The organism is Actinocrinis sp., from assembly GCF_035650855.1.
Taxonomy (GTDB): Bacteria; Actinomycetota; Actinomycetes; order Streptomycetales; family Catenulisporaceae; genus Actinocrinis.
On record NZ_DASRGV010000032.1, the window covers coordinates 1 to 6,446 of the forward strand.

The 6,446-nt window shown below is 70.2% G+C and carries 7 protein-coding genes and 1 pseudogene; 1 reads left to right on the forward strand and 7 read right to left on the reverse strand.

The annotated features are described in order from the left end of the window. Together VFB40_RS02885 and VFB40_RS02890 are read right to left on the reverse strand one after the other, a co-directional pair. Window positions 1-222 (reverse strand): annotated as a pseudogene (locus tag VFB40_RS02885) (glycoside hydrolase family 11 protein); the annotation flags it as partial. Between the two features lie 261 nt (window positions 223-483). Then, window positions 484-1,317 carry a DUF3048 domain-containing protein gene (locus VFB40_RS02890; protein WP_324847683.1) on the reverse strand — a complete coding sequence of 278 codons (834 nt, stop codon included), beginning with the start codon at window positions 1,315-1,317 and terminating at the stop codon, window positions 484-486. 357 nt (window positions 1,318-1,674) lie between these two features. Between VFB40_RS02890 and VFB40_RS02895 the strand changes: the two genes are divergently transcribed. After that, window positions 1,675-2,421, forward strand: a complete 747-nt coding sequence (locus VFB40_RS02895) for an NRDE family protein (protein ID WP_324847684.1) — start codon at window positions 1,675-1,677, stop codon at window positions 2,419-2,421. Here the strand turns inward: VFB40_RS02895 and VFB40_RS02900 are convergent. The 5 genes from VFB40_RS02900 to VFB40_RS02920 form a co-directional block, all read right to left on the reverse strand. Beyond that, window positions 2,407-3,873: a PH domain-containing protein gene (locus VFB40_RS02900; protein ID WP_324847685.1), complete on the reverse strand. Its 1,467-nt coding sequence runs from the start codon at window positions 3,871-3,873 to the stop codon at window positions 2,407-2,409. The genes VFB40_RS02895 and VFB40_RS02900 overlap by 15 nt on opposite strands. After that, entirely contained in the window at window positions 3,870-4,394 is a 525-nt protein-coding gene (locus tag VFB40_RS02905) for a PH domain-containing protein (protein ID WP_324847686.1), read from the reverse strand. The genes VFB40_RS02900 and VFB40_RS02905 overlap by 4 nt, the downstream gene beginning before the upstream one ends. A gap of 87 nt (window positions 4,395-4,481) precedes the next feature. Further along, window positions 4,482-5,273 carry an SDR family NAD(P)-dependent oxidoreductase gene (locus VFB40_RS02910; protein ID WP_324847687.1) on the reverse strand — a complete coding sequence of 264 codons (792 nt, stop codon included), beginning with the start codon at window positions 5,271-5,273 and terminating at the stop codon, window positions 4,482-4,484. A gap of 106 nt (window positions 5,274-5,379) precedes the next feature. Next, window positions 5,380-6,186 (reverse strand): class I SAM-dependent methyltransferase, encoded by an 807-nt coding sequence (locus tag VFB40_RS02915; RefSeq protein WP_324847688.1) that lies wholly within the window; start codon window positions 6,184-6,186, stop codon window positions 5,380-5,382. Continuing rightward, the coding region (locus VFB40_RS02920) for an alpha/beta fold hydrolase (RefSeq protein WP_324847689.1) at window positions 6,183-6,446 on the reverse strand (264 nt) is incomplete at its 5' end. The genes VFB40_RS02915 and VFB40_RS02920, both read right to left, overlap by 4 nt.

Sequence of the window (6,446 nt, forward strand, 5' to 3'; positions counted from 1 at the left end):
GATGCAGGCCGACCCCTGGCCGTTGGTCCACATCTGGTAGTACATGCCGCCGTTGTTGCCGGTCTGGCTTGAGCAGATCTGCGTGGCGGCGCTGGCGGTGCCCGGAAGGACCGTCATGACAAGGGCGAACACGGCCGCGAGCGCCGTGGCCACGGAGCCGCCGACGAACAGCCTTGAGCGGCCGCGTCTGCGGCCCGTCGGTGGGGCGGGGGCATCGTTCACGTGTGTGCTTCCTCCTCGTGAAGGCCGACCCTGATCGACGGTGGGTGAGGCCTGATGGGCGGAAGTATTGGCACGGCGCCGAGGGCTTGGCAACAACTTTCGGACGCCTTGCGAAATGCCGGAACCGGAAAACGATTGCACGATTTGCATTTCCGCTGGTAAGTGAGACGGCCGAAAACAGGGCGCAGAACGAGGGCGGTGCAAGTTTCAGCCTGACCGCGGTTTACGGCGCGGTCAGTCCGAAAGGTTTCGGGAGCGGCCCTAGCCTTCCAAGACGATCCAGGTGCGGCCGGGAGCCAGCGGCATCGGCGCGCCGTTGACCGTGTAGTCGGTCGGCGAGGTGTCGCTGGCCTTGGACCACTGGCCGTGCCAGACCTTGCCGTCCCGGTAGAAGTCGGCCAGTCCCTGCCCGGTGGTCTCGGAGAAGACCTCGTTGTCGGGATGCCCCGCGTTGTGGTCGGTGTATTTGCCGGGCACGACGTGGACGTGCTGGATGATGACGTTATCAGCGCTCATGCGGCCCTGGTCGGTGGTCGTCGCGGCATGCCCGTCGACCGAGACGAGCCACTGGGCCCCGGAAGCGGTGAAGGTAAACGAGGCCGAGGGCATCCTGGCGGACACCGACGCCGCGGGTTGTCCCGCGCTCGGCGCGGCGCCGAAGCGCAGGCCCACGTCCTTCGCCTCGGCCAGGTCCGGGTAGGCGGCGAAGACGTCGGCCGGCTTGATGTAGGTGGGATCGCTTCCGCCGTTGCTGAACAGCCTCGACGCGCTGGCCGGGGTGATGTTCAGCAGGTTCGCCGCGGCCAGGTCGGGCAGCAGCCCCGAGATGGCTCCGGAGTAGGCCAGGCCGACCTTGCCGTACGCGGCCAGTAGCGGGATGTCGGTCTGCCGGGCGCTGCGCACGGGCCCGACGCGGGCAGGGGCGTGCGCGCTGTCGAAGATCGCGAGGTAGCGGCTCAGCCCGCCCTCGACCTGGATGACGTAGACCAGGTCGGCGGAGTTCAGGCCGGTCTGCTCGCGCTGGGCGAAGCCCACGTTGTCGATCTTGACCGCGAGGACCCGGCCCGCCGTGCCGGTGCCGGTCAGCGGGCTCACCGCCGGAGTGCTGACCGCGGACGAGGCCGTGGGCGTCGGCTTGGCGGAGCCGTGTGAACAGGCCGCGGTGCCGAGGCATATTCCCGGGCCGGTCAGCGCTATGAGTATGGAGGTCGAGACCCTGCGCGACCTGCGTGGACGAGGCCACGCGCCACGGCGTGTGACACCCGCGTGAGAACTCGGATTCGGTTGGGCCGCCATATGCACTCACCACCTATACCGCTGTCTCAGGACGCTCACCGTCGATTCCACTGTCTCAGGACGCGAGCGATACGACGAGTCAGCGCGAACCGGTAACGTCGTTCTTCCGTCCATGCCCGTTCCCTCCAGAGAAGCGGCGGCGAGATGTGCACCACCGTGGTCAGCGTCGATCCGGGTTCGCCCGTGCCCGTGCTGCTCGTCGGGGTGCGTGACGAGTTTCTCGACCGGCCGTGGCGCGCGCCTGGTCGGCATTGGCCCGATCACCCCGCGTTGGTCGGCGGCCAAGACTTACAAGCGTTCGGCACCTGGTTGGCCGTACATCCGCGGGTGCCTCGGGTGGCTTGCGTGCTCAACGCGCACGGCGAGGCTCCCGCCGAGGCCCGGCGGTTGACCCGGGGCGGGCTGCCGCTGCGCCTCGCGGCCGACGGCGAGCCCGGGGATCTGGACCTCATCCGGTATGAGCCGTTCCATCTGGTGTGGGCGACTCCAGATTCGGTGCGCATGTGGAGCTGGAACGGGCGAACGCTGGACGAGCGGCCCCTGCGTGCGGGGCTGCACATCATCGTCAACAGCGGCCTTGAGGGCGCCGACGACCCCGACGGGCCCGGCGGCGCACAGATGCAGACGCGCATCGACCACTTCAGGCCGCTGCTGGAGAAGGCTCAGCGCCCCGAGCCCCGTGAAGGGTCGGTCGAGGCGGCGTGGGGTGAATGGCTGCCCATCGTGAGCGGCGCGGGACTGGGTCTCGACGACACGCGCGCGCTCGTGCTGCGCCGGAACATCGAGGAGAAGTCGTGGGGCACCTCCAGCCTGAGCCTGGTCGCGCTCACTCACACCGGTGCGCGCTACGACTTCTGCGGGGATCCGGCTGGCGCACGCCCGGTCTGGTCACGGGTTCTCTGACGCCAGCTCTCTGACGCTACGGCGCGCAGTGGCGCTGCGGCGGCTCTGCTGCGTCAGGAACTCCTGGGCTTCGGCGATGTCGTGATGCTTCAGCAGGATCCTGACTGGGCCACGCGCGGTGTGAAGCGCCACCGTGGCCAGCGAAAGCGAGCGCTGCCAGGGGCCCTGTACCAAATGCAGTGACTGCACCTTGGCGTGCGGTATCACGGCGTACCGTCGGTGCAGCAGGCCCCGCCGCGTGATGACGACGGTTTCGTCGAACCCGTACGCGTAGGCGCGCCACCAGATGAGGGCGCGCCACCGTGCGCGGCTTGGCGCGGGACGCAGCGGGATCTCACTCAGTGGCGCGCCGAGCAGGTGACCGACGACCGCGAACGCCTCGTCGATCGGCGCCACCGGCAACAGCAACGCGGTCGTGCGACGACCCGACTCGCCACGCCCTCCGCCGTGCGCGTAACCGGCGACGTTCATGCGCACGCGCGCCCAGCCCGCCGCCCGCCAGAACAGTGGCAGGCTTATCTCAACAGCCTGAAGACGGCTGACCGGCACCGTCTGCGCGTAGCGGTTGAGCAGCCCGTGCCGCAGCCGAATGCCGTCGCCGGAAAGCGAAAGCGTGAAGCCGTAGTAGCGCTGCAACCGCTCCCAAGCCAATCCGACCGCTGCGATCGTCGAGGGGAGCGTCCCGCTGAGCACCTGGGCGGAACCGAGCGCCACGACGGTGATGCTGGCCGCCGCGGCCAGGGCGGCGAACCAGACCGCCGGTGACAAGGCCCAGGAGGCGATGAAGCGGCCGTGCGGAACCACGGCGAGAGGGGCCTCGTCAATTTGGAGCCGATACGGCACTCCTGCGCTGTACGCCGGAGCAGTCACGGTTCCGGCTCCCGCGCCGGATATCGCAAGGCTCGGCGATGTGTCACCCGACGGTTGCCGCGCCTCACCGCCCACCACGACATCAGTCTGCTGACTATGGCCAGCCGCGCTCTCGACCGCCGTGATCTGCTCGACCCGGCTCAGCAGGAAAGCCCGCAGCCGCGCGGCTTCCTCCTGCCGTACGCAGGCCAGTCGGAAGTGTCCGTGCCTTCCGCCGCCGAGTTGCAGATGCAGCTCGGCCAGGCCGAACAGCCGCGCCAGCACCGGCTGGTCCACGTCGACGGCTTGAATCCGGTCGAAGCGCGCGGTGCGGCTCTGCCGGAAGACCACGCCCGAGTCCAGCCGGAACTCCTCCGGCGCGACCCGGAAGCTGGTGCGCAGCCAGGCGAGCACGCCGAGCAGCCCCGCCGCGGCCGGGATGAGCACCTCCACCAGCTGACCGCCGCCCAACGCCCGGCCGCTGACCACCGCGACGACGAGTCCTGAGACGACCCGGCGCGCCTCGTGCACGGCGTTGACCAGGATCGACCAGGGATGGGTCCGGCGCGGCACGCTCCAGTCCACGCCCGCGGCCTGAGTCACAGCCCGGCCATCCGGGCCTCGCCGAGTGCGGCGAGCCGGTCGCGCAGCTGCTCCGCGAGCCGTGGTTCGAGCCCTGGTATGCGCGCGTCGGAAGCGGCGGAGGCGGTGTGCAGTCGCAGGGTGCAGATACCAAGCACCCGCTCGACGGGACCGGCGACGATATCGACGAACTGCATCCGGCCGTACGGCACCACGACCTGCTTGCGCACCAGCAGCCCGTGGTCGATCAGCAGGTCCTCGCCGCGCTCACGGAAGCGCCAGGTGCGCGCCGAGCGCCCGAGCGGGAACCAGGCCAGCACCAGCAGTCCGGCCGCCGCCGCGGCGAACCCGAGCCGCACCGAGCCGCCGGTGAAGCCGGCGATCACCGCGGGCACCGCGACGAGGCACAGGAGCCGTATACGGCTGGCGAGCGCGAGTCTGCCCCGCGCGACCGTGTGCCACTCATCCCCGTCCGCTGCTCCCCCGGCGGAACTGGCGATCACCTCGGATTCGGCGCCGAACGGCGGCTCCGCTTCGATCACGTGTGCAGTCTAGTGGTTTGCTCACCCGAACGGCGGGCCCGCTGCGTGCCCGCTTTGTCCACCGCATGCCGCGCGATGCGTCCCTGGTCAGCGCTTCCGCAAGCGCAGGCTGTTCCAACTCGCGTCCGCCGTCCAGCCACCGTCCACCGGGAGCGCGACGCCGTTGACGAACCCGCTCATCGCCGGATCGGCGAGGAAAGCCACCGCGGCCGCGATGTCGCCCGGGGCGGCGAAGCGGCCCATCGGCACGCGCGAGGTGATGTCCGCGTCGGTGTATCCGCCGGAGGCCTGGTCCGCCTCGTCCATCTCGGTCTTGACCCAGCCGGGGCACACGGCGTTGACCCGCACGCCGCGCCCGCCCCACTCGGCGGCGAGCGTGCGGGTCAGACCGATCAGCCCGTGCTTACTGGCGTTGTAGGCGGCGCGGTCCGCGATGCCGTGCAGGCCCGCGATCGACGCGATGTTGACGATGGAGCCGCTGCCGGCCGCGAGCATCGCCGCGCCCAGCGCCCGCGAGAGCAGGAACGGGCCGGTCAGGTTCACCTCCAGCACGCGCCGCCACTGCTCGGCCGTCGTCTCCTCGGCGGGGCAAAGCAGCGAGATTCCGGCGTTGTTGACCAGCACATCGACCCGGCCGTACTCGGCGAGCACGCGCTTCGTCAGCTCGGCCGCATACTGCTCGGAGGCGACGTCCCCGGTCAGCGCGAACGCCGCCGCGCCGTGCTCGCGCACTGCGGCAAGGGTCTCGGCCGGCTCACGCAGGTCGGCCAGCACCGTCGCGTATCCGCGCTCCGCCAGCGCCTCGGCCACCCGGCGCCCGATTCCCTGCGCCGAGCCCGTCACCACGGCGACCGCGCCCACCGCGCGCTGTGCACTCACCGACCACTCACTCCCCTCGCTCTTGCTCGGTCGATTCTCAGCCCACAACCCCCAGCGGCGCCACGGCAGAGAGTCGGAGCTCACCGTGCCCCACACCGACAGCTGCCTACGCCCGGACCGTGAATATAGAGGTGATCCGGTACGGCCGCCCCGGCCGATGATTGCGCGCCTCGGTCAGCTTCGCGTCGGTGTCCACGTCGCCGTACTCGCGTCGCAGCTCGTCCTCGTGCGCCTCCCACAGGTCGTTGAGGCGGTCCCACAGGCCGCGTTCCTCCGGCCGGTCCACCTTCGCCTCAAGTTCGAGCCCTGCGGCGGCGATGTACTCCTCCCACGACCGGCGTCCGGGCACGTACATCGGATGGCCGGGCAAGTTACGCCCGCCGGTGAACACGGCACGCGCGCCCGGCCGCAGGATCCGCCGCAACTCGCGGAGCGCCGCGTCCCGGTCCGAGGCGAAGGGCAACGCGTCCATGCTCACCACACCGGCCGCGCACTGGTCGGGCAGGCCGGTCTCGGCAAAGGTCCCGACCTGGAAGCGAATCCGATCGCGCACATCGAGATCCGAAGTACTAGAGAAGAACTCTGATATGCGCTCGTCCGCCAGCTCAACGGCCTTCGGCGAGACGTCAACGCCGACCAGCCGCGCCGAGAAGGCCCGCGCCAGCCACAAACCGGTCCCACCCCGTCCGCAGCCGAGGTCGACCAACAGGTCGTCCGGGCGCAGCCGCAAGCGCTTGACCATCTCGCCGAGCACCGACCACGTACAGCTGCTGGAGGGATCGACCTCGACGGGATACTCCTCGCCGAACGCCTCCGCGTAGAGCCGGCTCGAAAGGCCGCGCCCCGAGGCAGCGGCGTGAAAGCCGTCGACGAGCTCGATGCTCACCGACTCCGACTGCGGGCCCTGATTCACTGACCGGTCCTTCCATCCAGAAATGTGCCGACCGCGGCAAGCCATTGGTCGGGCTGGTCGATGTGCGCCACGTGGCTGGCCTGGTCGATGACGACGGCGCGGGCAAGCGGAATGGCTGACGCGGCTTGTTCGGCCAGTGCGGCGGGAAAAGTCATGTCCTGGCGCCCGTGCAGCAACAGAATCGGCAGGCCGAGTGCGGCGAGTCGGTCGGCGGCGTGTTCGGGCCGCGCGGACGGCAGCGTGCCGGCCAGGTAGGGTCG